This is a genomic window from Aquabacterium sp. (genome assembly GCF_036279675.1).
In the GTDB taxonomy this organism is placed as follows: domain Bacteria; phylum Pseudomonadota; class Gammaproteobacteria; order Burkholderiales; family Burkholderiaceae_C; genus Aquabacterium.
On record NZ_DASUIS010000126.1, the window covers coordinates 1 to 22,323 of the forward strand.

24 protein-coding genes and 1 tRNA gene are annotated in these 22,323 nt (G+C 64.0%); 12 read left to right on the plus strand and 13 right to left on the minus strand.

The window, feature by feature from the left end; all coding sequences use genetic code 11:
- A partial coding sequence (locus tag VFW93_RS14470; protein ID WP_329694685.1) for a chloride channel protein occupies window positions 1-361 on the plus strand: 361 nt, incomplete at its 5' end.
- A 22-nt stretch (window positions 362-383) separates the two neighbouring features.
- Here VFW93_RS14470 and VFW93_RS14475 read toward each other — a convergent pair.
- On the minus strand, window positions 384-1,463 hold the full coding sequence (locus tag VFW93_RS14475; RefSeq protein WP_329694686.1) for a PEP-CTERM sorting domain-containing protein: 1,080 nt from the start codon (window positions 1,461-1,463) through the stop codon (window positions 384-386).
- Between the two features lie 209 nt (window positions 1,464-1,672).
- On the opposite strand from VFW93_RS14475, the gene VFW93_RS14480 reads away from it, so the two are divergent.
- From VFW93_RS14480 to VFW93_RS14490, 3 genes are read left to right on the plus strand one after another with little or no spacing between them, the layout of a single operon-like run.
- On the plus strand, window positions 1,673-2,050 hold the full coding sequence (locus VFW93_RS14480) for a DUF1924 domain-containing protein (RefSeq protein WP_329694705.1): 378 nt from the start codon (window positions 1,673-1,675) through the stop codon (window positions 2,048-2,050).
- Window positions 2,047-2,508, plus strand: a complete 462-nt coding sequence (locus VFW93_RS14485) for a diheme cytochrome c (protein WP_329694687.1) — start codon at window positions 2,047-2,049, stop codon at window positions 2,506-2,508. Before VFW93_RS14480 ends, VFW93_RS14485 begins: the two co-directional genes overlap by 4 nt.
- Window positions 2,480-3,187: a cytochrome b/b6 domain-containing protein gene (locus tag VFW93_RS14490; RefSeq protein WP_329694688.1), complete on the plus strand. Its 708-nt coding sequence runs from the start codon at window positions 2,480-2,482 to the stop codon at window positions 3,185-3,187. The genes VFW93_RS14485 and VFW93_RS14490 overlap by 29 nt, the downstream gene beginning before the upstream one ends.
- 29 nt (window positions 3,188-3,216) lie before the next feature.
- On the opposite strand, the gene VFW93_RS14495 is transcribed toward VFW93_RS14490, so the two are convergent.
- The 3 genes from VFW93_RS14495 to VFW93_RS14505 form a co-directional block, all read right to left on the minus strand.
- On the minus strand, window positions 3,217-3,936 hold the full coding sequence (locus VFW93_RS14495; RefSeq protein ID WP_329694689.1) for a phytochelatin synthase family protein: 720 nt from the start codon (window positions 3,934-3,936) through the stop codon (window positions 3,217-3,219).
- Between the two features lie 7 nt (window positions 3,937-3,943).
- Window positions 3,944-4,864: an SGNH/GDSL hydrolase family protein gene (locus tag VFW93_RS14500; RefSeq protein WP_329694690.1), complete on the minus strand. Its 921-nt coding sequence runs from the start codon at window positions 4,862-4,864 to the stop codon at window positions 3,944-3,946.
- Between the two features lie 89 nt (window positions 4,865-4,953).
- On the minus strand, window positions 4,954-6,885 hold the full coding sequence (locus tag VFW93_RS14505; RefSeq protein WP_329694691.1) for an acyltransferase family protein: 1,932 nt from the start codon (window positions 6,883-6,885) through the stop codon (window positions 4,954-4,956).
- Window positions 6,886-6,995: 110 nt separating this feature from the next.
- Between VFW93_RS14505 and VFW93_RS14510 the strand changes: the two genes are divergently transcribed.
- Entirely contained in the window at window positions 6,996-8,084 is a 1,089-nt protein-coding gene (locus VFW93_RS14510; RefSeq protein ID WP_329694692.1) for a catalase family protein, read from the plus strand.
- A 54-nt stretch (window positions 8,085-8,138) separates the two neighbouring features.
- On the plus strand, window positions 8,139-9,470 hold the full coding sequence (chrA, locus tag VFW93_RS14515) for a chromate efflux transporter (protein WP_329694693.1): 1,332 nt from the start codon (window positions 8,139-8,141) through the stop codon (window positions 9,468-9,470).
- 79 nt (window positions 9,471-9,549) lie between these two features.
- Here chrA and VFW93_RS14520 read toward each other — a convergent pair.
- Both VFW93_RS14520 and VFW93_RS14525 read right to left on the minus strand, forming a co-directional pair.
- Window positions 9,550-9,626, minus strand: a tRNA-Pro gene (locus VFW93_RS14520).
- 26 nt (window positions 9,627-9,652) lie between these two features.
- On the minus strand, window positions 9,653-10,582 hold the full coding sequence (locus tag VFW93_RS14525) for a polyprenyl synthetase family protein (protein ID WP_329694706.1): 930 nt from the start codon (window positions 10,580-10,582) through the stop codon (window positions 9,653-9,655).
- Between the two features lie 196 nt (window positions 10,583-10,778).
- Between VFW93_RS14525 and VFW93_RS14530 the strand changes: the two genes are divergently transcribed.
- The gene (locus tag VFW93_RS14530) at window positions 10,779-12,080 is read left to right on the plus strand and encodes an FAD-dependent monooxygenase (protein WP_329694694.1); all 1,302 of its coding nucleotides are present in this window, start codon (window positions 10,779-10,781) and stop codon (window positions 12,078-12,080) included.
- A 24-nt stretch (window positions 12,081-12,104) separates the two neighbouring features.
- Here the strand turns inward: VFW93_RS14530 and VFW93_RS14535 are convergent, their stop codons facing one another.
- Both VFW93_RS14535 and VFW93_RS14540 read right to left on the minus strand, forming a co-directional pair.
- On the minus strand, window positions 12,105-12,239 hold the full coding sequence (locus VFW93_RS14535) for a hypothetical protein (RefSeq protein ID WP_329694695.1): 135 nt from the start codon (window positions 12,237-12,239) through the stop codon (window positions 12,105-12,107).
- Window positions 12,240-12,351: 112 nt separating this feature from the next.
- Window positions 12,352-12,693 carry a hypothetical protein gene (locus VFW93_RS14540; RefSeq protein ID WP_329694696.1) on the minus strand — a complete coding sequence of 114 codons (342 nt, stop codon included), beginning with the start codon at window positions 12,691-12,693 and terminating at the stop codon, window positions 12,352-12,354.
- 30 nt (window positions 12,694-12,723) lie between these two features.
- Between VFW93_RS14540 and VFW93_RS14545 the strand changes: the two genes are divergently transcribed.
- Complete coding sequence (locus tag VFW93_RS14545; RefSeq protein ID WP_329694697.1) at window positions 12,724-14,040, plus strand: glutamate-5-semialdehyde dehydrogenase; 1,317 nt, start codon at window positions 12,724-12,726, stop codon at window positions 14,038-14,040.
- 112 nt (window positions 14,041-14,152) lie between these two features.
- Complete coding sequence (locus VFW93_RS14550) at window positions 14,153-14,896, plus strand: sulfite exporter TauE/SafE family protein (RefSeq protein ID WP_329694707.1); 744 nt, start codon at window positions 14,153-14,155, stop codon at window positions 14,894-14,896.
- A gap of 20 nt (window positions 14,897-14,916) precedes the next feature.
- Here VFW93_RS14550 and VFW93_RS14555 read toward each other — a convergent pair whose 3' ends face one another.
- The 3 genes from VFW93_RS14555 to VFW93_RS14565 all read right to left on the minus strand — a co-directional run bounded on the left by VFW93_RS14555 (window position 14,917) and on the right by VFW93_RS14565 (window position 17,940).
- On the minus strand, window positions 14,917-16,161 hold the full coding sequence (locus VFW93_RS14555) for an SMP-30/gluconolactonase/LRE family protein (RefSeq protein WP_329694698.1): 1,245 nt from the start codon (window positions 16,159-16,161) through the stop codon (window positions 14,917-14,919).
- Window positions 16,162-16,233: 72 nt separating this feature from the next.
- Entirely contained in the window at window positions 16,234-17,058 is an 825-nt protein-coding gene (locus VFW93_RS14560; protein WP_329694699.1) for a crotonase/enoyl-CoA hydratase family protein, read from the minus strand.
- Window positions 17,059-17,163: 105 nt separating this feature from the next.
- Window positions 17,164-17,940, minus strand: coding sequence for a ferredoxin--NADP reductase (locus VFW93_RS14565; RefSeq protein WP_329694700.1), 777 nt, complete (start codon window positions 17,938-17,940; stop codon window positions 17,164-17,166).
- Between the two features lie 226 nt (window positions 17,941-18,166).
- Here VFW93_RS14565 and queC point away from each other — a divergent pair, with 226 nt between their 5' ends.
- From queC to VFW93_RS14580, 3 genes are all read left to right on the plus strand, one after another.
- Window positions 18,167-18,889, plus strand: coding sequence for a 7-cyano-7-deazaguanine synthase QueC (queC, locus tag VFW93_RS14570; RefSeq protein WP_329694701.1), 723 nt, complete (start codon window positions 18,167-18,169; stop codon window positions 18,887-18,889).
- Window positions 18,890-18,955: 66 nt separating this feature from the next.
- On the plus strand, window positions 18,956-19,549 hold the full coding sequence (locus tag VFW93_RS14575; protein WP_329694702.1) for a LemA family protein: 594 nt from the start codon (window positions 18,956-18,958) through the stop codon (window positions 19,547-19,549).
- An 18-nt stretch (window positions 19,550-19,567) separates the two neighbouring features.
- Window positions 19,568-21,457, plus strand: a complete 1,890-nt coding sequence (locus VFW93_RS14580; RefSeq protein WP_329694703.1) for a M48 family metalloprotease — start codon at window positions 19,568-19,570, stop codon at window positions 21,455-21,457.
- A 17-nt stretch (window positions 21,458-21,474) separates the two neighbouring features.
- Here VFW93_RS14580 and VFW93_RS14585 read toward each other — a convergent pair whose 3' ends face one another.
- Both VFW93_RS14585 and VFW93_RS18925 read right to left on the minus strand, forming a co-directional pair.
- Window positions 21,475-22,137, minus strand: a complete 663-nt coding sequence (locus VFW93_RS14585; protein WP_329694704.1) for a chalcone isomerase family protein — start codon at window positions 22,135-22,137, stop codon at window positions 21,475-21,477.
- A gap of 27 nt (window positions 22,138-22,164) precedes the next feature.
- On the minus strand, window positions 22,165-22,323 hold a 159-nt coding region (locus tag VFW93_RS18925; RefSeq protein ID WP_414639683.1), incomplete at its 5' end, for a transporter.

The window sequence follows — 22,323 nt, forward strand, 5'->3', positions numbered from 1 at the left end:
TTTCGCCGGCAAGATGCTCAGCACCGTCTGGTCACTGGGTTTTGGCTTCAAGGGTGGCGAGGTGACACCCCTCTTCTTCATTGGCTCGACCCTGGGCAATGCGCTCGCCCCCTTGCTTCATCAGCCCATCGGTTTCATGGCAGCACTGGGCTTTGTGGCCGTGTTCGCCGGTGCGGCCAACACCCCATTGGCCTGCACGCTCATGGCCATGGAGCTGTTTGGCGCACCGATTGGCCTGTTTGCGGCGCTGGCCTGTGTGATCAGCTATCTGTTTTCTGGCCACACCGGCATCTACAAGGCACAGCGCCTGGGGCAGGCAAAGCGCCACCAGCCACCTCAAGACACGCAGCGCGGTGCTTGAGCGGCCTGTGGCCGCGACTTGATCAAGCCTGACGCTGGCCTTGACGACGGCGCAAGACGAGCAAGACCATGGCCAGCCCGCCCAGCATCAGGGCATTGGTCGCGGGCTCGGGCACCGCGCCAACAGGGTTGCCATTGAGGTTGACCGCCACGTTCTGCGCACCAATGAAATCACCGAGTTCACCATCGCCTGGATGGCTGTCACCCAGCACCGGCAAGGCCTCGTTGGTTTCCTGATCGTAGGCGCCGATGTAGTTGAAGAACTCATAGCGACGCAGCACGGATTCGGCCTTTTCACCGACAGCCGCACCGCCACCGTTTTCCAACTGGCCAGCCAGCGGGTTGCCCGGATCCGTCTGCAACAGTTGCCATTCGATCTCGGTATGCCCCTTGGCGGCCAGAACCTTGGGGTCGCCGCCCACCAGTTCTTCGAGCTCGACCTTGTTTTCCAGCTCGGTTGTGTAGACCTTGACCCAGATCGCCGTGCCGAACTGGGACTCGATCTCTGGCTTGGGTGCCTGGATTTGGGCCACCACGACGGGCGCAGGTGCCGCCGGGTTGGGCGAAGGCGTCACGGACCAGACCGGGGCGGGCAGGTTGACGGCCGCATTGGTCAGCACACCCGGTGATCCGGACTCCACCAGCCAGGAGTAGGTGGTTTTCGTGGGATTGCCGATGGTGCCCACGCCAAAGTGGTCACAAGGCGTGGAAGCGCCATACCCGATGTTGCCGCCCGTCCAGCAACTTTCACCCGGGGTGGTGAACACGCCGCTGGGGGTGCCCACACTCCAGCTGCCGTTGCTGTACAGCGCCTGATAAGTGACCTTGACGCCAAAGATGCTGCCGTTGGCGTATTCGCTGATGGACGGTGCGCCATAGCGCTCCACGGAGGTCGGGAAGCCCCGCCCTGCGCCGCCGAAGGTATCGGTGATGTCGCTGCTGTGCAGCCCCTCCAGGTCGATCTCGAAGCCATAGGCGGTGGAGCCTGTGTCATTGACCACATCGAAATTGCCCAAGGTGCCAAAGACACCTGCAGTGGCTGGCGCGGCCACGCAGGCCAGCAAGGCAGCAGACAGGGCCCAGTTCAATTGAAAACGTGCCATACGCGCTCCGCAAATAATGTGCATATTTCACATTTAATCACGAGCGAGATGGCAAGCCAAGCAAATCCACCTGTGATTGAGCCACATCAGCCCAACTTGAAACCTGGCTTAAGGAAGCCGTAAGGGAGGCCAACCATCATGACGGTCAAGGAGTCGCCATGATGACTGCATACTTCACCACACTGCTTCGCCGCACCACCCAGGCCACCATGCTCGCCGTCGGCATGGGTGGCACGGGCCACGCCCTCGCCGACACCCCGCCCCAACTGCTGGCAGCCTACGCCGCACAGGCCGGGCATCCACCGGATGCGCAGCGCGGCCAGCAATTCTTCACAGGCCTGCACGGACGCGAGTGGCGCTGTGCGAGCTGCCATGGCGCCACGCCGACTCAGGTCGGCCAGCACGCCGCCACGGGCAAAGCCATCCGACCGCTGGCACCCGCCTTCAACCCGGATCGTTTCACCGATGCAGCCAAGGCCGAGAAATGGTTTCGCCGCAACTGCAACGACGTGGTCGGGCGCGAATGCACCGCCGCTGAAAAGGCCGATGTCCTGGCCTGGCTGATCACCCTCAAGGAGCGCCCATGAGACCCGCCCCACTGATGCTGGCCCTCGTCACGGCTTTCACCTTCATCGGTGCCGCGCACGCGGATAAGGACGAGAACCCCACCAGCCGCGCGCCGCTGCTCCCCCGCTACCAGCAGGAATGCGCGGCCTGCCATGTACCCTATCCACCTCGCCTGCTGCCTGCCGAATCCTGGCAAAGGCTGATGCAAAACCTGCCGCACCACTTTGGCACCGATGCCTCGCTCGACGCGGCCACCACCCGTCAACTGAGCGACTGGTTGACAGCCCACGCAGGCCATCGCCGTGCCCCGCCGCAAGACCGCATCACACGCTCATCGTGGTTCCTGCATGAGCACGACGAGATTGGCGCGTCCACCTGGCAGCGCGCCGCCATCAAGAGCCCATCCAACTGTGCGGCCTGCCACACACAGGCAGACCAAGGAGATTTCAATGAACGATTCATCCGCATCCCCCGTTGAGCCAGTGCGCGTGTGGGACACGCCCGTACGGCTGTTCCACTGGCTGATGGTGCTGTGCTTTGCAGGCGCCTACCTGACAGCCGAAACAGAGCGCTGGCGACTGATCCACGTGACGCTGGGCTACACCATGGCCGGCCTGGTCGCGTTTCGTCTGATCTGGGGCTTCATCGGCACACGCCACGCGCGCTTCACCTCCTTCGTGCGCGGCCCCGCAGCCATCGTGCGCTACCTGCGCTCACTCCCGAGCGGTCAACCGGAACACCATGTGGGCCACAACCCGGCGGGCGCACTGGCCATCATGCTGATCCTGGGGCTGACTGCAGCCGTCACCAGCGCCGGTTGGGCCAATTACAACGAGATGGGCGGCGAATGGCTGGAAGAAACACATGAGGTACTCGCCAATCTGATGCTGATCGTCATCGGGGTCCATGTGGCCGGCGTGTGGTTGAGCAGCCGCCTGCACAAGGAAAATCTGGTTCGCGCCATGATCACCGGCTACAAGCAAGGCCAGCCGCGAGATGGCATCCGTCGCACCTGGGGCCTTCTGGCTGTGTTGATGCTGGTCGTGGTGCTCGGTTTCTGGTGGCAGCAATGGCAACAAGCGCCAACCGGCGCGCTACAAGGCACGACGTCATCGCAGGCGAACGGCCATCATGGCGACGACGATGATGACGACTGAATCGCCCGACGAACCGGCCGTGGCGCCACTCACTGCTCGATGAGCAAGAGCCCGCGCGGCTTGCCCGAACTGCTGTCCACCGTGTTCATCGCTGCCAGCAGGCGCTCGGGCTTGACCAGCCAGGGCCCGAAATCGCTGTTCACATCCAGCACCAGCACCAGATCCTCCTGCGTCAGGTAGCCTGCGATCGGCGAATGGTGTCCGCCGCCTTTGCCAAACAAGGGCGTACGCGAGAAGTTGACGATGTAGCGCCGGTCAGGGCCATTGGCCCGCAGCAAAAGCGCCCGAAAGGCGGGCAGGTCCAGCCCACGCCATACCGTGGTGCGACGGTCCTTGAAGCGGTGTCGCACCACCCCGGCCAGTTGATCCAGCGTGAGGCCTGTTGGCAGATAACCCCAAACCGTGTCGATACCTGTGCCGTCCAGCATCGTTGTCTGGTCGCCCGGCAGGCCCCAGGAGTGGCCCACATTGGCCACGCTGGTGGGCCCACAGAAAGTCAGGTTGCGCTGAAACTCGAGATGAGGCTTGTAGCGAGCCGCAACCGGCAGTCTCCAGGCCTTGTCCAGCAAGACGGCATCCTGCCAGACACGATCTGCTTGAATGGGCGAGGCACCGGACTCGACCGATGTTGGTGATGCTGAAGATGACGCCGCTGCAGGGAGTGCGTCCGCCAGGCTCAAGGACGGCTGGCCACCCGCCAGGGCAAGGACCAGGGCCAGCAGCCATGCTGATGACAGGCGGCCCTTCATGTTGCCCTCAGGCCCTGCGCCGCCGCACGCCCAGGCTCAGCAGCGACAACATGCCCACGGCCATCAGGCTCATGGCATCAGGCTCCGGCACGGCTGCCGCTGCGGCAAAAGCCTGCCCCAGGATCTGATTGGTGAAGGCGGTCGGGTGCTGGCCATCCCAGAACAGATAGGTGTTCGGCGCCGTGCAGGTGTGCCCCGTCAGCGCATCAAAACAGGCATCGACCGTGTCGACGCCCGCAGCGCGCAACATGGGCAACTGCCTGGCCATGAAGCCTGAGGTATCGAACACGACCAGGTTCAAGCCCGGTACCTGCCCCACCAGATTGGTCAGGCCCTCGAGCAATTGATGGTTGTATTCACTGGTGCGTTGCGCAGCCGCCGCCTGATATTGGGCGCTGGACTGCAAGCTGGCAGGCGTCTCGCTCAGGTCGGGCATCAGGGGCACAAAGAAGTTCTGCGCGCCCATGAAGTACAACTCCATGACATTGCCCAGCATGTTGCTCGATGCCTTGGACGACGTCGCTGGCGACCAGATATTGACGCCGCTGTAGAAATCGTTCGGGCCCGCCCACAGGAAGTACAAGGCATCCGGATCGGCACCCTGCCCGTTCAGAACCGACGTGTACTTCGAAATCTGCCCGGCCACGCCCGTGCCGTTGAGGAACAGGCCACCCTGGTTGCCGGTACCGGTCTGCGCCCCCGCCACCGCATAGCTGGTGACGTGCAGGCCGAGCGCATCTGCCATGGCCTCCACCGCCAGCTCGCCGTTGGAGAAGCGCCCATTGGCATACGGCGCACTGGGATAGAGGCCGGATGTGAGCTGGTAGAGGTTGCCCGTGTCGGACAGGCTGTCGCCGAAGGCGATCACCTGCGAAAAGGCCGCCATGGCCTGCCCCATGCTCACCGCGGACAGCAGTGCAACCAGCAACTGTCTCGACAATCGATACGGACTAGACACTTGAAAGGCCCCTCGGCAACCGCCTGACACAAGCTTTGATGATAGCGACAGACTGCCCGCTATCGTGCATCCCGCGCGACGATATGACCAAGGTCCTGACTGCGGCCCAGGTAGGTGGCGCCTTCGTGCGACAGATGCCCGAAGTCGCGATAGAGCGGGAGGCCTTGGGCCACGCTGATGCAACGCCCGGCATGGCAGGTCATGCGGTCCAGCCGCACCACGCCGACCGACGCGCGCTGTTGAACCGCATCCAGCAACTGCAGCACCTCATGTTGATAGCGCTCGTGATCGGCCTGCGCGAACCCGCAGGACTGATCCGCGCCAGGCAGGACGGACACCAGGCCCTGCAGACGCCGCTCGGCACACAAGCCCAGATCCAGCTGCGGCCCGATGGAGGCAGGCGGCGACACCAGGATCACCTTGCGACCCAGGCGCCGCAGCGCCTTGACCGTATCCGCCAGGGAGGTGGCCAGCTCGGTCTGCGTCGGTTTGACGATGTGACCCAGGACATCCACCACCGGATCGTCAAACAGGTAGCGCCAGCGGGCCGACAGCACCACGTACTCGATCTGGGGATGCGCCTTCACATAGGCCAGCACCGAACGATTGAACGCCAGGCACTGCAAACCTCGGCCGGCAGGATCCTTGCTGACCTGACGCGCGAAATGAAACAAGGGCGCGCAGGCGCTGCGCGTGGCCTGAACCAGCCCGCCTGGCGGCGGCGAGGCCACCAGCGCCGGCACGATGTGCATGGCGAAGCTGTCGCCCCACACCAGGGTGCGCGCCTGCGCCGAGGTTCGGCAGGCGGCCAGAGGCTCGAACACCGTCTCGAACTCGCAATTTGCCGACAAGCCATAGTTGGGTTGGCGAAGCTGTTTCCAATCCACCTCGCCTGCCGTGCGCATGTGCCACCCCATCCAGCCAGCAGCCAAGGCCAGCAGCAACAGGATCCAGGCCAGCTTGCGCAGCAGCGCCGTCGGCGTGGCCACGCGCCTGAAAGGCTGCTCAACATACCGGTACGACAACTGCGCCAGCGCAAACGATACCGGCAACAGCGCCCACGATACCCATGCCGGCACGCCCTGCAGCCAGACGTTCTTGGCCAGGGCGATCAGCGGCCAGTGCACCAGATAAAGCGAATAGGACTGGTCGCCGATCCAGTGCAAGGGGCGCATCCAGGCGCGCTGTAACTGCAGCAAGGCAGAAGGCATCAACACCAGGCAAGCCGTGCTCAGCACCACGAGCACGGCGTCTCCGCGCGGGTGCACGCCGTCCACACCCCAGATCAGGCCGGCGGCCAACAAGGGCAAGCCGATCCAGGCGGAGTCAAAGCGCAGCCTGCCGTGCATGCGCGCCTGCCAGCCAGGCAAGGCGCACAGCGAGCCGACCAGCAACTCCCAGGCTCTGGTGGGCAGGAGGTAGAACGCCCCCGAAGGATCATGGGCCAGCCACCACTGGCACAAGGCAAAGCTCACAAGCGCCAGCCCGATCAGCACAAGCGCACGCCAGCGTCGGCCGATCACCCCGATCAAGCCCAGCACCAGCGGCAACACGAAGTAGTACTGCTCCTCCAGGGCGAGCGACCAGGTATGCAACAGGGGCTTGAGCGTCGCCTCGCCATCAAAGTAGCCACTTTGCTGCCACAACACGACGTTGGCGGCAAAGCCCAGACCACCAGCCAGTTGCAGCGCGTAGTCGTGCAGCGCACTGATGGTCAAAGCCCAGGGTGCCAGCAAGGTCACCACCGTGAACATCACCAGGGCGGCCGGCAACAAGCGCCGTGCACGACGCAAATAGAACGACGCGGGGCTGAAGCGCCCTTCGTCCATCTCGTCCACAATGACCCGAGACATCAGGTAGCCTGAGATGACAAAGAAGATGTCGACGCCCAGAAAGCCCTTGTTCAGGCCTGGCAGGTCGAAGTGAAAGATCAGGACGGACAGGACCGCGATGGCCCGCAGGACCTGAATGTCCATTCTCAAAGTGCGCATCAAGCAGATTATCCGGGTGGCGGGCATGTCCCGATGGGGGCAGCGCCATTGAGGCGCATAGTTCAGCGTCAGCAGATTTACAAAAGCCATTCAGGCGAGAGAGAGATTCCATGCGTCACATTGCCCCCATCCCTTCCCGCTTGAGCGTGCTTGCCACGACCCTGCTGCTGTCCAGCCTGGTGAGTTGTGCGGCCACAACCGTCGCGACATCACCCCCGAATGCAGATGGCGAAGTCATCCCGACAGGCGAAGCCGCAGCCACCGCTGCCGTCACCGAGGCCATCCGCGCCTCCGTGCAAGCCGGGTTCGACAAGAACGGCCACGCCTTCCGTGACGCCCACCGCAAGTCACACGGTTGCGTGCAGGCCACCTTCACCGTGCTGGACAAACTGCCGCCCCAGATGGCGCAAGGCTTGTTCGCCACACCCAAGTCCTACAACGCCGTCGTGCGCTTCTCGAACGGCTCGGGCTCGTCTCAGGACGACCACACCAATGACGCGCGAGGCATGGCGGTCAAGATCATGGGCGTGGGTGGCCCCAAGCTGCTGGACGACGAGCAGAGCGCCAGCACGCAGGACTTCCTGATGACCAACCACCCCGTGTTCTTCGTTCGCAACGCGGCAGACTACGTGGCCTTTCAGAAAGCAGCCACCAGTGGCGGCCTGGCGCTGACGGGCTGGCTCGCCACCCACCTCTTCCATGAAACGCCCATCATCCTGGGCTTCACCGGACACAAGGTGCTCAACCCCTTGAACTCGCGCTACTGGAGCACGACCCCTTCGAAGCTGGGCAGCGAGCAGATGAAGTTCTCGGCCCGGCCTTGTGCGGGCAGCACCTTCGTGGAGCAGTCCGACACGGCCAACCGCATGAGCGAGAACATGGCGGCACAACTGGCCACGGGCTCCGCCTGTTTCGACTTCATGGTGCAGACCCGCACCGTGCCCGCCGAGATGCCGATCGAAGACCCGACGATCGAGTGGAAGGAAGCCAAATCACCGTTTGTGCCCGTGGCCCGCATCACCATCCCGGCGCAGACACCTGAAGATGCCCAGACCTGCGAAGTACGCTCGTTCACACCGTGGCACAGCATCGCAGCGCACCGTCCACTGGGCGGCATCTCGCGTGTGCGCAAGGACGTCTACATCGCGGTATCGAAGCTGCGCCATCAACTCAACGGGCAACCCCGCATCGAACCTTGAGCCTCAGCCAACGTTATCCTGTCGGTCTTCCACCAGACCGCAGGGTAGCCGCTCATGTCCGAGCCGATCAGCGTCAGCTTTCGCGAAGCATTCTTCTTCTGGCTCAAGCTGGGCTTCATCAGCTTTGGGGGGCCGGCCGGGCAGATCGCGATCATGCATCAGGAGCTGGTGGAGCGCCGCCGCTGGATTTCCGAGAAGCGCTTCCTTCACGCGCTGAACTACTGCATGGTGCTGCCCGGGCCTGAGGCGCAGCAGCTGGCCACCTACATCGGCTGGTTGATGCACCGCACATGGGGCGGCATCGTGGCTGGTGGCCTGTTCGTGCTGCCTTCGCTGTTCATCCTCATCGTGCTGTCGTGGATCTACATGGCCTTCGGCCACGTGCCGCTGGTGGCCGGGCTGTTCTACGGCATCAAACCGGCGGTCTCGGCCATCGTCGTGCAGGCCGCCCACCGCATTGGCAGCCGGGCCTTGAAGAACAAGGTGTTGTGGGGCATCGCGGCGGCGTCCTTCGTCGCGATCTTCGCCATGAAGCTGCCCTTCCCCTTGATCGTGCTGCTGGCCGCCGTCACCGGCTGGCTGGGTGGCAAGTGGTCGCCTGCCTCGTTCAAGTCCGGCGGCGGCCATGGCGCGGCAGACAAATCCTACGGCCCCGCTGTGATCGATGACCACACGCCCACACCGGCCCATGCCTTGTTCAGTTGGGCTGGCCTCACCAAGGTGCTGGTGATCGGTGCGTTGTTGTGGCTGCTGCCCATGGCCTACCTCAGCACCCGCTTTGGCTGGGACCATGCCTTGACCCAGATGGGCTGGTTCTTCACCAAGGCGGCGATGCTGACCTTTGGTGGCGCCTATGCCGTGTTGCCCTATGTCTACCAGGGCGCCGTGGATCACCATGGCTGGCTGCAACCCGCGCAGATGATCGATGGCCTGGCTCTGGGTGAAACCACGCCTGGCCCGCTGATCATGGTGGTGACTTTCGTGGGCTTCGTCGGTGGCTACGCCAAGGCGCTGTTCGGGCCGGACGCGCTGTTCGTTGCTGGCGCCGTCGCCGCCACGCTGGTGACCTGGTTCACCTTCCTGCCTTCCTTCGTGTTCATCCTGGCGGGCGGGCCGCTGGTCGAGTCCACGCACGACGACATCCAGTTCACCGCCCCGCTGACCGCCATCACGGCGGCCGTCGTGGGTGTGATCCTGAATCTGGCGCTGTTCTTTGCGTACCACGTGCTGTGGCGGCAAGGCTTCTCGGGCCGTTTCGATGTGGCGTCCGCCCTGATCGCCGTTGCGGCGGCCGTGGCCCTGTTTCGCTTCAAGCGCAATGTGATCCACGTGATCGCCGCTTGTGCGCTGATCGGGCTCGTGTTGAAGGTAAGCGGCCTGGCCTGATGAGGCCCTTGGCGCACTGCATGCGCCAAAGAAAAAGCCCGCCGGTTGCATGAACCTTGCGGGCTTTTTTCGGGAAACCTGGTCGGGGTGAGAGGATTCGAACCTCCGGCCTCTACGTCCCGAACGTAGCGCTCTACCAGGCTAAGCTACACCCCGATCTGATCGATTTCAACGCGCCAGAATCAAGCGTGTCGGTTGATCGAATCGAAGGCCAATTGTAGCAGAGCCTCCCTGTACTCGGACTCGGGCAGCTTGGCCAGCGCGGCCTTGGCACGCTCTGCCTGAACGTGCGCGGCTTCACGTGTGGCGTCCAGCGCACCGGTGGCACGCACCACTTCCACGATGTCATGCATGCGCTCGACTTCGCCATTGAAAATGGCGTTGCGGATCATCTCGCGTTGCTCGGGCGTGCCGCGCGACATGGCCACCAGCACGGGGAAGGTGGGCTTGCCTTCACGCAGGTCATCGCCCACGGTCTTGCCGAGCTCTTCGGTCGAGCCGTCGTAGTCCAGCAGGTCATCGATCAGTTGGAAAGCCGTACCCAGGGCTCGCGCATAAGCACCACAGGCGTCTTCGATATCTTGAGGCGCATCCGACACGATGGCGGCCAGGCGGGCCGTGGCTTCGAACAGGCGCGCCGTCTTGTACTCGACCACCAGCAGGTAGTCGTCCACCGTGATGTCGGGGTCGTGCATGTTCATCAACTGCAGCACTTCACCTTCGGCGATCACGTTGGTGGCCTCGGCCAGCAGCTCCATCACGCGCATGCGTTGCACGGAGACCATCATCTGGAAGGCACGCGAATACAGGAAGTCGCCCACCAGGATGCTGGGTGCATTGCCGAACATGGCATTGGATGTCTTGCGACCGCGACGCAGGTCGGACTCGTCCACCACGTCGTCGTGCAGCAGCGTGGCGGTGTGAATGAACTCCACGATGGCCGCCAGCTCGAAGCGCTGGGGATTGGTGCAGCCCAGCGCGCGGGCGATCAGCACCAGCAACATCGGGCGCAGACGCTTGCCGCCGGCGTTGACGATGTAATGCGAAATCTGATTGACAAGGGCCACCTCGGACGCCAGTCGGCGGTGGATAACCTGATCGACCTCTACCATTTCAGGGGCAGAGAGGATGCGATAACTGGCTTGTGGGGCGGAGATGGAGGTCACGCTATAAGCAGACTAAAGAAACCTGCTGACGCAGGCAAAACAAGGTGCACTGAAGGGAGATTATAGGAAGCAGACGGCGCCCGCCCCAAGTCGGGGCTGAATCCTTTCAGAAACAAGGTGCAAAGCGGCGGACAATATGCCCATGAACACGCCCATTCCGAACAAGGCGCTGCCCATCAACGCCCTCCGTCTGGCCATCATCGGCGCCGGCCCTGCCGGCCTCAGCCTGGCCCTGCAAGCCGCCCAGGCCTTGCCACAAGCGCACATCACCGTTTTTGATGCCCGCCCTGCCGACAAGGACATCGCCGGCGACGCCCGCACCCTGGCGCTGTCGCAAGGCACGGTGCAGGAGTTGCAGCGCATGGGCGTGTGGGATGCGATCGAAGCCACCGGCCGCAGCGCGCCCATCCTGCAAGTGCATGTCTCGCAACAACAACCCACCGTGTTGTGGCCGGGCGAGCAGCAGCCTGAAGTGCGCATCACGGCCCGCGAACAAGGCGTGCCGCAACTGGGCGCCGTGGTCAGCTACGGCACCCTGGTCGCCCCCTTGCAGCAGGCCTGGCTGGCCCAGGTGGATGCCGACGAACACCGCTGCGCCATGCGTTTTGGCACGCCGGTGCGCGGCCTCAAGAACCTGGACACGGGCATCGAAGTGGATGCCGACATCGCCGAACAGTTCGATCTGGTCGTGGTGGCCGAAGGTGGCGTGTTTGCAGATCAGGCCAAACTGAGCTGGCCCCATGGCGTGAGCCACGACTATCAACAAACTGCCTGGGTAGGCCAGGTGTTGCTGGAAGACGATGGCCTGCCCGGCATGGCCTTCGAGCGCTTCACCACTTCCGGCCCTGCGGCCTTGCTGCCCCTGCCACCCGGCCCGGTCGTGCCCGGCGGCCCCAGCGGTCGGCGTGCGGCACTGGTCTGGTGCGTGCAACAAGGCGATGACCCGGTGCGCGCGCTCAATGACGAGCAGCGCCTCACCCTGCTCAACACCATCTTTCACCCCGCCGTGGGCCGCATCAGGCAGTTGTCAGCCCTGAAGGATTTCCCGCTGGGCCTCAACGCGCACCGCCAACTGGTCAACGAGCGCGCCATTGTGCGCATCGGCAACGCGGCGCAGACCCTGCACCCCGTGGCAGGCCAGGGCTTCAATTTAGGCATGCGGGATGTGCACGAACTGCTGGAGGCGCTCAAGCGCACGGCATGGGATGTGGAGGATGACAGCCCCACCAGGCAGATGAAGGTGGAGCGTGCCCTGCGGCAGTTTCAGCGTCGGCGCCAGCCTGATCGCTGGGCCCTGCTGGCCACCACAGACTTCCTGGCGCGCAGCTTCACGTGGCCGGCGCCGGCACTGGCCACCTTGCGGGGGCTGGGGCTGGGTGCCGTCGGCAAACTCAGCCCGGTCAAGCGGCTGATCGCGCGCTCGATGATGTTCGGCTGGCGCTGACAGCAGCACCAGCCAGATATCAGCTCAACGCAGGGCGACGTAGACCACGGACAGGTTGTCTGCCTCGCTCAGTTCTGGCACGGCCTGCGACTGCGCCACATACAGCGCCAGGGCAGCCAGGGCAGCGAACAGGGTGTTTTGCAGCAGCTTCTTGCGCATGATCGGGCTCCTCGATAAGTTGCCTTCATGCTATGAAAATGGCTGATCGACCAAGACGCGAGAACGCAGGCGGAAGCCATGCTGTTCCAGACGTCAAAGGCCGAAAACGAGCCTAGCCGTCCTTGGCATCATTGACAGACTGCGCCACCTCCAGGCTGGCATCACAGCCGCTGCCTGCCGAGATCATCCGCCGTGCCCAGCGCAGCCACAGCGCTCTGGGCCAGTGGCGCCACCAGGCCTGATCCGCCTCTACCGCCACCCCCAGCAAGCCACAGCGGTAGCACCCCGCCTCGTCCGACCACACCAGTGCTGCACACGCACCATGGCGCCGGCGGCTGACGATCACCCCCACCGGGCAAGGCTCCGCGAGGCAGCACACCCCGCAGCCATTGCAAGGCGTGCCCTGCGCCGGTTTAGGCGGCGCTTCAGGGTGAATGTGGATGATCTGGTGCATGAGGTGCAGAGTTTGAGACAATCTTGCCTTATGAACACCGCGACATCTTCATCTTCCGCCGACGTGACCGCCAACCAGTCGGTCGAACAGTACATGAGCGCCGTGGGCCAGGCCGCCCGTACCGCCGCTGCCGTGATGGCCGCCGCACCGACGGCCGCCAAGAACAACGCCCTGCTGGCGCTGGCCGGCCAGATCCGCGCCCACGCTGGTGAACTCAAGGCCCGCAACGAGGCCGACATCGTCGCCGCCGAGAAAAACGGCCTGGCCGCCCCCATGGTCGATCGCCTGCGCCTGACCGACAAGGTCATCGAGACCATGGCCGAGAGCTGCGAACAGGTCGCCGCCCTGCCCGACCCCGTTGGCGAGATCACCAACATGCGCCGCCGCCCCACCGGCATCAGCGTGGGCCAGATGCGTGTGCCCATCGGCGTGTTCGGCATGATCTACGAATCGCGCCCCAACGTCACGATTGAAGCGGCCTCGCTGGCCATCAAGAGCGGCAACGCCTGCGTGCTGCGCGGTGGCTCCGAAGCCATCCACTCCAATCTGGCCTTGTGGAAGCTGGTGCAAGCCGCGCTGACCCAAGCGGGCCTGCCTGCTGACGGCGTGCAACTGGTGCAGACCACCGACCGCGCCGCCGTGGGCCAGCTGATCACCATGCCGCAGTATGTGGACGTGATCATCCCGCGTGGCGGCAAGGGCCTGATCGAGCGCATCAGCAAGGAAGCGCGCGTGCCCGTGATCAAGCACCTGGACGGCAACTGCCACACCTATGTCGACAGCGAAGTCGACCTGGATCTGGCCGTGAAGGTGACCGACAACGCCAAGACGCAGAAGTACAGCCCCTGCAACGCCACCGAATCGCTGCTGGTGCACGTGAACCAGGCCGCCAGCTTCCTGCCCCGCATCGGCGCCGTGTTTGCAGCCAAGGAAGTCGAGATGCGTGCCTGCCCACGTGCCAAGGCCATCCTGGCCGATGTACCGGGTGCCAAGGTGGTCGATGCCACCGAGCAGGACTGGTACGAGGAATACCTCGCGCCCGTGATCGCCGTGAAGGTGGTGGACACGCTCGACGAGGTCATTGCCCATATCAACAAATACGGCTCGCACCACACGGACTCGATCCTCACGACCAACCACCCCAACGCGATGCGCTTCATCCGCGAAGTGGATTCGGCCAGCGTGATGATCAATGCGTCCACGCGCTTTGCCGATGGTTTCGAGTACGGTCTGGGCGCCGAAATCGGCATCAGCACCGACAAGTTCCACGCACGCGGCCCGGTTGGACTGGAAGGTCTGACCTCGCTGAAGTTCGTGGTGCTGGGTCAAGGCGAAGTGCGCAGCTGAGATCCCTGCTGCACACCTGTCCCATTCAAGCCCGGTTTCACGCCGGGCTTTTTCTTGACTTGATGAAACGCGACCGCACGTGCTGGACCTCACCCCGCTCAATATCGGCCTGATGCTGATCGCCTCCGCTGGCGCTGGCCTGGTCGACGCCATCGTGGGCGGCGGCGGGCTGATCATCGTGCCCTCGCTGTTTGGCCTGTTCCCGCAGGCCGTGCCAGCCACACTGCTGGGCACGAACAAGGCAGCGTCCATCTGGGGCACGGGCTGGGCAGCCTGGCAGTACGCCAGGCAGGTCACACTGCCGTCGTCCAGGCTGATGGGTGCCATCGTGGCGGCCATGCTGGGCGGGCTGATCGGGGCCTGGCTGGCCACCCTCGTGCCAGCTTCGCGCTTTCGGGCGGCACTGCCCATTGTGTTGACCGCCGTGTGGCTCTACACCCTGTGGCGCAAGGACATGGGGCGCCACCACGCGCCACATTGGTCACCACAAGCGGAAACACTGCTGGCCACCGGCATCGGCGCCAGCATCGGTTTTTATGATGGGATCTTCGGCCCCGGCACGGGCAGCTTCTTCGTGTTCGCGCTGGTGCGCGTGCTGGGATGGGATTTCCTGCATGCCAGCGCAGGTGCCAAGCGCCTGAACTTCGCCACCAATGTGGCGGCACTGGCCTGGTTCATCCCGCACGGGCATGTGGTGTGGGCCCTGTCGTTGCCCATGGCGGTGGCCAATGTGGCGGGCAGCACGGTCGGCACCCGACTGGCCTTGCGCCATGGCGCGGGCTTCGTGCGGGGCGCCTTCCTGCTCGTGGTGGGCGCGCTGATCCTCAAGACCGGCTGGGACGCCTGGTTGCGATGAGCACCCCGCCCCGAATCAGCTCACTTGGGTGAGGCACCTTCCAGGTAGGACTCGACTTCCGCACGCGGCACCTGCGGCCCCACATAGGGCAGCCAGCCGATTGAATGCGCGTGGAGGCTCTGAATGAAGAGCTTGCCATCGACCTCTGTGGCCGCCGTGGTTTCCGGATAGGCACCGGATGAATCCTGCAGATCATCGACGGCCGTGCCATGCTCGTCATAGGCGATCACATGGCCATAAGCCTTGGGCACAGGCCACAGAAAGCGCGGCAGGCGCAGCGTGAGCTGGCGCATGAAGGGATAGGCGGCCACCGCATCGATCACCGGGCTGCGCGGCTTGGTCAGGCCCACCCACAGGCGGTTGGAGGCACTGCGCGTGAGGTTGTCGGGAAAGCCTGGCAGGTTGTCCACGAACACGCGGGCGGCACCTTGCTTCAAAGCCTGATCCAGGGTGGGCACGCCGTTGTCGCCGGCCGCGGTGCGCACCAGGGAGAGCTTGGCCAGGTCGACCGCCAGGATGCGGTAGGTACCCGTCTCCGACAGGTACATGGTTTTACCATCACGTGAAAATTCAATGCCATTGGGGAAGCACATGCCCGCGATCGCCACGCGCGCCACCAGGGTGTTGGGGTCCTGCGCGATGACACGGCCCGTGCAGCTGTGCTCCAGCACGTCCAGCACGCTGGCCTCGAAGGTGCTGCCCGACTCCTTGGCGCCAAAGCGGCGCGAGGCATCGGTCAGCCAGATGATGCCGCCGGGGCCCACCTTGACCGCATCGGCGTAGCGCACGCGATCATCGGCCACGGGGTGCGAGACCTTGTCCAGCAGGGTTTCGACCTTGGCGTCCACGCCACGGCCCGAGACACGCAACAGGCCCTTCATGGCATCAGCCACCAGCAGGCGGCCCTGACCATCCACATCCAGGCCAAGTGGACGCCCGCCCGTGTTGACCACGATCTCGGGCTGCTGGCCATCGGTGTTGATCTTCAACACATCCCCATTGCTCAGGCCCGTGTAAAGCACGCCGCCATTGGCGACGATGAACTCGGGTCCTTCCTGGCCACTGGCCAGTGACAGCTGCTGCAGATCGGCCAGTTTTTCGTTGCGAGCATGCGCGCCCGTGTAGCCCGCATCCTTGGGCGGATGCCAGGCGACCGGATCAGCCGGCGTTGGCCAGAAAGCCAGGTACGCGACCAGTGCCACCACCGGCGTCCCCCAGGACACCAGCCAGTTGACCTTGCCGTATTGCTTGTCGTTGCTGCGCATGTAGTTATGTCTCCTCAACGCTCGCAAGTGTCCACCAAATCCAAGCAAACCCGAACATTGTCCGTGCCGTGCTTACAACTGGCGAGCTTTGAAAGCTTTCAATTGAGGCTCGCCATCCACACCGGCCTTGCTTCTGGCCTGTTCTCGTGCCAGGGCGATGCGCTGATTGGCGCGGCCCATCACCCGCCTCTGCCACAGGCGCTCGGCACGCAAGGCCAGGTAGTCGCCTGCACGCCAGGCTTGTTGCAGCAGGTATTTGCCGGCTGCCACACTGTCAGGTGACCGTGTGGCGATCTCGTTGGCCAGTTGCTGCGCGTGGGCCATCGGCTCCTCGCTCAGGTGCGTCACCAAACCCAGGGCATGGGCCTCCAGGCCCGAGATCACGCGGCCAGTGAAGGTCAGCTCCTTGGCCACGTCGATGGGCACCAACTCGCGCAGCAAGGTGATGCCGCCCATGTCAGGCACGAGGCCCCACTTGGCTTCCAGCAGTGAGAGCTTTGCGTCAGGCCGGCAGATGCGGATGTCGGCCCCCAGCGCCAGTTGCAGGCCTGCGCCAAAGCAGTTGCCCTGCACGACGGCGATCACCGGCACCCCGACCTTGCGCCAGCCCACGCTCCAGCGCTGGAACTGATTCGCAAAGGGCCACAGCAACTGCGTCGCGCGCAGCAAGGTGCGCACCGGCTGGCTCATCGCCGTCTTGAAATCCAGGCCGGAGCAAAACGAAGGCCCGTCGCCACTGAGGATGATGGCGCGCACCTGGCGGTTGCGGCGCATCTTCTTTTGCGCAGCCAGCATGGCATCGAGCATGGGGAAGTCCATGCCGTTGTGCTTGTCGGCGCGGTTGAGCACGACGTGCGCCACAGCGCCTTCCACACGAATCAGAACCCGGTCATTCATGAGCACAGACTCCCTGGCGCGACACCCAGGCAGGTGCGCCATCACATGGACAAACGGGGTGCCCCATGCGGAACACCCCGTGATTCGAACTGGATCAGTCAGCGCTTATTTTTCAACGAAAGCGCGTTCGATCACGTAGTCGCCAGCCTCGCCTTGCGAGGGCGAGATCTTGAAACCACGCTCATCCAGAATCTTGCACAGGTCGGTCAGCATGGAGGGGCTGCCGCACATCATGGCGCGATCGGTGTGGGGGTTGAGCGGCTGCATGCCCAGATCGGCGGCCATCTTGCCGTTGACGATCAGGTCGGTCAGGCGGCCCTGGTTACGGAAGGGCTCGCGGGTGACCAGCGGGTAATACAGCAGCTTGTCGCGAACCAACTCTCCCAGCAGTTCGTGCCCTGGCAGATCCTGCGTGATGTAGTCGTGGTAGGCCAGCTCGCTCACGGTACGCACGCCGTGCACCAGCACCACCTTGTCGAACTTCTCGTAGGTATAGGGGTCCTGGATGATGCTCATGAACGGTGCCAGACCGGTGCCTGTGCCAAACAGGTAGAGGTTGGGCGCAGGCTTGAGGTCGTCCACCACCAGGGTGCCCACGGCCTTGCGGCTGATCAGGATCTTGTCGCCGACCTTCAAATGTTGCAGGCGCGAAGTCAGGGGGCCATCCTGCACCTTGATGCTCAGGAATTCCAGATGCTCTTCGTAATTGGCACTGGCGATCGAATAGGCACGCATCAGGGGCTTGCCATCAACTTCCAGACCGATCATCACGAAGTGACCGCTGGCAAAGCGCAGCGCCGGATCACGGGTGGTCTTGAAGCTGAACAGCGTGTCGTTCCAGTGATGGACGTGGGTGACGGTCTCTTGGTTAAACGCGGCCATATTGTGTGAGTCCTGCGGGTACGTGCGCCATGGCGTGCTGCCCTGGGTTGCCTGACGAAAACCCTATATTCTCCCCCATATCTGCACCCTGTGCAGGCCGCCCCCGCGTATCCGGGGCCGTATCCGTGGCCTTTTGGCAGGCATAAGCTATGCTCGAAAAGTCATATGGCGCAAATGCCACTGCCGCGCCACGCTGCCCTGCATCCATCACATCCTGAAATCTGCCGTGACCAGCTCTGCCTCCGCCCTTGACCCACGCACCGCCCTCGTCGTGTTTTCCGGCGGACAGGACTCCACCGCCTGCCTGGCCTGGGCCCTGGCGCGCTACAGCCGCGTCGAAACCATTGGCTTCGACTACGGGCAGCGTCATCGTGTGGAACTGGCGTGCCGTGCGCACGTGCGCACCGAACTGGCCCGCGCCTTCCCGCAATGGGCACCACGCCTGGGCGAAGACCACATGCTGGATCTGGGCCTGCTGGGCCAGATCTCCGACACGGCGCTGACCGAATCGCGCGCCATCGAGATGCAGGCCAACGGCCTGCCCAACACCTTCGTACCCGGCCGCAACCTGCTGTTCTTGAACTTCGCCGCCGCCCTGGCCTACCGCCGTGGCGCTTCGGTGCTGGTGGGCGGCATGTGTGAAACCGACTACTCGGGCTACCCCGACTGTCGCGACAACACCCTCAAGGCCCTGCAGGTCGCCATCAGCCTGGGCCTGGACAGCCCCATGACCATCGAGACCCCGCTGATGTGGCTGACCAAGGCCCAGACCTGGCAACTCAGCCACGACCTGGGTGGCGAGGCCCTCAACGCGCTGATCATCGAGCACACGCACACCTGCTACCTGGGTGATCGCCAGCATCGCCACGCCTGGGGCTACGGTTGCGGCACCTGCCCGGCCTGCCAGCTCCGACAGGAAGGTTACGAGTCGTTCACACGACAGGTCTGACATGCCGATTGCCTGTAAAGTGCACGCGATTCGACCGGCACGAACCGGCAAGCCAGGGACCGCATCTTGACCAACACCAACCTCCTCATCCTCGTCGTCGTTGCCCTGCTGCTCTTCTGGGCAGTGGGTGCCTACAACCGCCTGATCCGGCTGCGCAACGAAATCGGCAACGCCTTTGCCCAGATCGATGTGCAGTTGAAGCGTCGACACGACCTGATCCCCAATCTCGTCGAAGTGGCGCGCAAATACATGGAGCACGAACGCGAGACGCTGGAACGGGTCACGGCCGCCCGCGCGCAGGTGATGGCGGCCACCGACCTGGTCAAGTCCAAGCCCAATCAGTCCGGCCCCATCATGAGCCTGGGCATGGCCGAAGGCGTGCTGGCCAGCGCCATGGGCCGCTTCAACGCCGTGCTGGAGTCCTACCCGGAACTCAAGGCCGACCAGCGCCTGAAGGATCTCAGCGAGGAACTGACCCACACCGAGAACAAGGTCGCCTTCTCTCGCCAGCTGTTCAATGACGCCTCGCTGGACTACAACAACGCCGCCCAGCAGTTCCCGACCAATGTCGTCGCCAGCCTGTTCGGTTTTCAGGAAGCGGCCATGCTGCAGGCCACCAGCTCCGAGGCGGAACGCAACCCCGTCAAGGTCAGTTTCTGATCCATCGCCTGGCTTGTCATGCAGTTCCGACAACATCAGCGCGCCGCTCACATCCGCACAGCCCGGCTCATCGGGCTGTTTGTCTTGCTGCTGCTGGCGCTGACGATCACGGTCAACCTGCTGCAAGCCCTGCTCTACAAGCTGATCCTGCCTTTCAGCGTTGGCTTTCCTGCACTCTTCTTCGAAACCAATACCGGGCTGGTGCTGCTGTTCGTGCTGGGTGGCTGCTTCGTCGAGGCACAACGCCTGCGTGACGGCGGCGGCCCGCGCGTGGCGCACTGGCTGGGCGGCAAGGAGGTGCGCGATCCGGATGACGCCACCGAGCGCCGCCTGCTCAATGTGGTCGACGAGATGGCGCTGGCCAGCGGCCAGACCGTGCCTCGTGTCTACGTGCTGCACAAGGAAGACGCCATCAATGCCTTCGTGGCCGGCTGGGGCCCAGAAGACCTCGTGCTGTGCGTGACACGTGGCGCGCTCGATCGCCTCACCCGCGCCGAACTGCAAGGCCTGGTGGCGCATGAGTTCGGCCACATCAAGGAAGACGACCTGCCCCTGGCCATGCGCGTGTTGTCGCTCGTGTGGGGATTGTCGCTGGTTCACGGTTATGGGCAGAACCTGATGGCCCCCGATGACAAAGGCCACGTTGGCCCGATGTCGTGGTTGATCGGTCTCGTGTTTTCGATCACGGGATGGCTGGGCTGGATGGCGGGCCGGATGCTGCAGGCAGCCGTTTCCCGCCAGCGCGAGTTTCTGGCCGATGCGTCGGCGGTGCAGTTCACACGATCAAGAGACGGCCTGGGCAACGTGCTGCGCAAGCTCTGGCACGACCAGCAAGTCCTGGCCGGGCACATGCGACATCCGGCGGCCGGCATGGTCTCCTATCTGCTCATGAACGAGCCCGGGGCGGCCAGTTGCCTGTCGAGCCACCCGCGCCTGTCTGAACGCATCCGTCGTGTCTGCGGCACGGTCTTGCCGCCCATGCCTGCGCCCCTGGTGCGCATGGAGGCAGTCGAGCCTCGGATCCCACCTTCCGGCAGGCTCGCGCTGGCCGCCAGCAGCGCCACGCAGGTCGACCCGGTACTGAGCGCCGCGCAAGCCAGACAACTGCGTGAAGCCCGCAGCCGCGATGCCCTGAGCCGCCTGCAGAATCTGGTGGGCCCGACAGAGCGCCGCATGATCACGCTGGCCCTGATGATGAATATCCACAACGAGCGCGAATGCGCCTTGTGGCATCACATGGCTGAAGGCATCCACGACGCACAGCGCATCCTGGACGATGTTGCGGCACTGGCCCCCAATCGCCATGTCCCCGAGTTCGAGCGGCTGACATCCACCATTGCCGGGGACCCCATCGAGCAGCGCCGCGCACTGGTTGAAAGCGCCCGCAACCTGCTGAGAGCGGACGGGCGTGTCAGCCCCCGCGAGCGCCTTTGGTGGCTGGCGCTGCGCCATCGCGTCAGCGACCGTCAGAGCCGCCAGGCATTCATGCGACCCACCACTGGGCAAGGCCATGATCTCCAGGACATGAGCCTGGAGCAACTGAACCACGTCACCGCGCTGACCACCTACATGGCACGCTTCATCCCGATGGATGAAACCGCCAAAGGACTCTCACCCGCCGGCCTGAACTGGTTCAAAGGGGTGATGGCGAGATGCGGGCGCACTCAAGGCACCCTGCCCGGCCCTGCGCCAGATGCCGACGCACTCATGCACGCACTGGCCGGCGTGCAGGAACTGTCGTGGATGATGCGGCCGCTGCTGCTGAAAGCATGGGTGGAAGAGGCTGTCAACAACAGTGAACAAGGCGTGCTGTCAGACCAGACGGCCGATGCATTGAGGCTCGCCGCCGGGCTCATCGATGCCCCGCTCCCCCCCATGCTGGACGCGCACTACCCTGCCAAACCCTGAGCCAGGCCAGCCGGAGCTCAGTTGTCGCTCGCTTTGGGCAGACGAGTCAGGCCCAGCAGGCCGTTGCGCAATTCTTCTGGCGCCGCCTGACCGATGTACATGCGCAGGTAGATCTGGTAGGCCAGTTCGTCCTTGATGGACATGGTGGTACCGCCATCACCGGTCAGTGCCTTGCCATTGTGTGTGGCCATCCAACCCTGCCCAGGCACCCAGTCCAGGTTGACCACGTCGCCCTTGGACACCCGCTTGACGTTGGAATACGCCGCGCCAATCTGACCGATGGGCCCGATGAGTTTCTTGAACTCGTCTTCCGTGGCGGACTGTTTGAAGTCCGACAGGAAGATGCGGGTGATGGTCGACGACGTGAACTCGCGCAGGATGTTCAGCTGGATGCGGCGAACGCCATCCAGCTTGTAAATGGCATCCGGCGTCGTGCGCTTTTCGGGCAGATACAGCGCGGTCACGTCGGCCTTGAAATAGCCACGCTTGCGAACCGCCGCACCGTTGAGCACGAGTTTGTGACCATAAGCCGAAACCGTTTCCGGCAACTCCACGCCCTCAAGCTCGACCGCGGCATTCGCAGGCGTGGCCCAGGGCAACAAGGAGGACGCTGCGGCGCCAGCCAGCAAGCGGCGGCGCAAGGCGTCAACGGGCTCGTTCTGATTCAAGTTGTCCGACATGGCTGCCTCCAACCCGAGAATGGATGATTAAAGGGGCTTGGACACCGTCAACCAGAAGGCCTGGCCTTCGGTGCGGTTGCGTGCGTCAAATTCCTTGAGGAACTTGCCTTCCAGCAGCATTTCGCCGCCGTTCTTCAACCAGCCCACAGCCGGGCCGACGGCATTGACGCTGGCCTTGTTGCCGTT

Bases quoted from the DNA above. Each gene is read 5' to 3' on its own strand.
- VFW93_RS14525 (WP_329694706.1), bottom strand. From the start codon at position 10,582: ATGGTAGAGGTCGATCAGGTTATCCACCGCCGACTGGCGTCCGAGGTG.
- chrA (WP_329694693.1), top strand. From the start codon at position 8,139: ATGTCCGAGCCGATCAGCGTCAGCTTTCGCGAAGCATTCTTCTTCTGG.
- VFW93_RS14545 (WP_329694697.1), top strand. From the start codon at position 12,724: ATGAACACCGCGACATCTTCATCTTCCGCCGACGTGACCGCCAACCAG.
- VFW93_RS14550 (WP_329694707.1), top strand. From the start codon at position 14,153: ATGCTGATCGCCTCCGCTGGCGCTGGCCTGGTCGACGCCATCGTGGGC.
- VFW93_RS14540 (WP_329694696.1), bottom strand. From the start codon at position 12,693: ATGCACCAGATCATCCACATTCACCCTGAAGCGCCGCCTAAACCGGCG.
- VFW93_RS14580 (WP_329694703.1), top strand. From the start codon at position 19,568: ATGCAGTTCCGACAACATCAGCGCGCCGCTCACATCCGCACAGCCCGG.
- VFW93_RS14565 (WP_329694700.1), bottom strand. From the start codon at position 17,940: ATGGCCGCGTTTAACCAAGAGACCGTCACCCACGTCCATCACTGGAAC.
- VFW93_RS14510 (WP_329694692.1), top strand. From the start codon at position 6,996: ATGCGTCACATTGCCCCCATCCCTTCCCGCTTGAGCGTGCTTGCCACG.
- VFW93_RS14535 (WP_329694695.1), bottom strand. From the start codon at position 12,239: ATGCGCAAGAAGCTGCTGCAAAACACCCTGTTCGCTGCCCTGGCTGCC.
- VFW93_RS14475 (WP_329694686.1), bottom strand. From the start codon at position 1,463: ATGGCACGTTTTCAATTGAACTGGGCCCTGTCTGCTGCCTTGCTGGCC.
- VFW93_RS14490 (WP_329694688.1), top strand. From the start codon at position 2,480: ATGAACGATTCATCCGCATCCCCCGTTGAGCCAGTGCGCGTGTGGGAC.
- VFW93_RS14555 (WP_329694698.1), bottom strand. From the start codon at position 16,161: ATGCGCAGCAACGACAAGCAATACGGCAAGGTCAACTGGCTGGTGTCC.
- VFW93_RS14505 (WP_329694691.1), bottom strand. From the start codon at position 6,885: ATGCGCACTTTGAGAATGGACATTCAGGTCCTGCGGGCCATCGCGGTC.
- VFW93_RS14480 (WP_329694705.1), top strand. From the start codon at position 1,673: ATGCTCGCCGTCGGCATGGGTGGCACGGGCCACGCCCTCGCCGACACC.
- VFW93_RS14495 (WP_329694689.1), bottom strand. From the start codon at position 3,936: ATGAAGGGCCGCCTGTCATCAGCATGGCTGCTGGCCCTGGTCCTTGCC.
- VFW93_RS14560 (WP_329694699.1), bottom strand. From the start codon at position 17,058: ATGAATGACCGGGTTCTGATTCGTGTGGAAGGCGCTGTGGCGCACGTC.
- VFW93_RS14485 (WP_329694687.1), top strand. From the start codon at position 2,047: ATGAGACCCGCCCCACTGATGCTGGCCCTCGTCACGGCTTTCACCTTC.
- VFW93_RS14585 (WP_329694704.1), bottom strand. From the start codon at position 22,137: ATGTCGGACAACTTGAATCAGAACGAGCCCGTTGACGCCTTGCGCCGC.
- VFW93_RS14530 (WP_329694694.1), top strand. From the start codon at position 10,779: ATGAACACGCCCATTCCGAACAAGGCGCTGCCCATCAACGCCCTCCGT.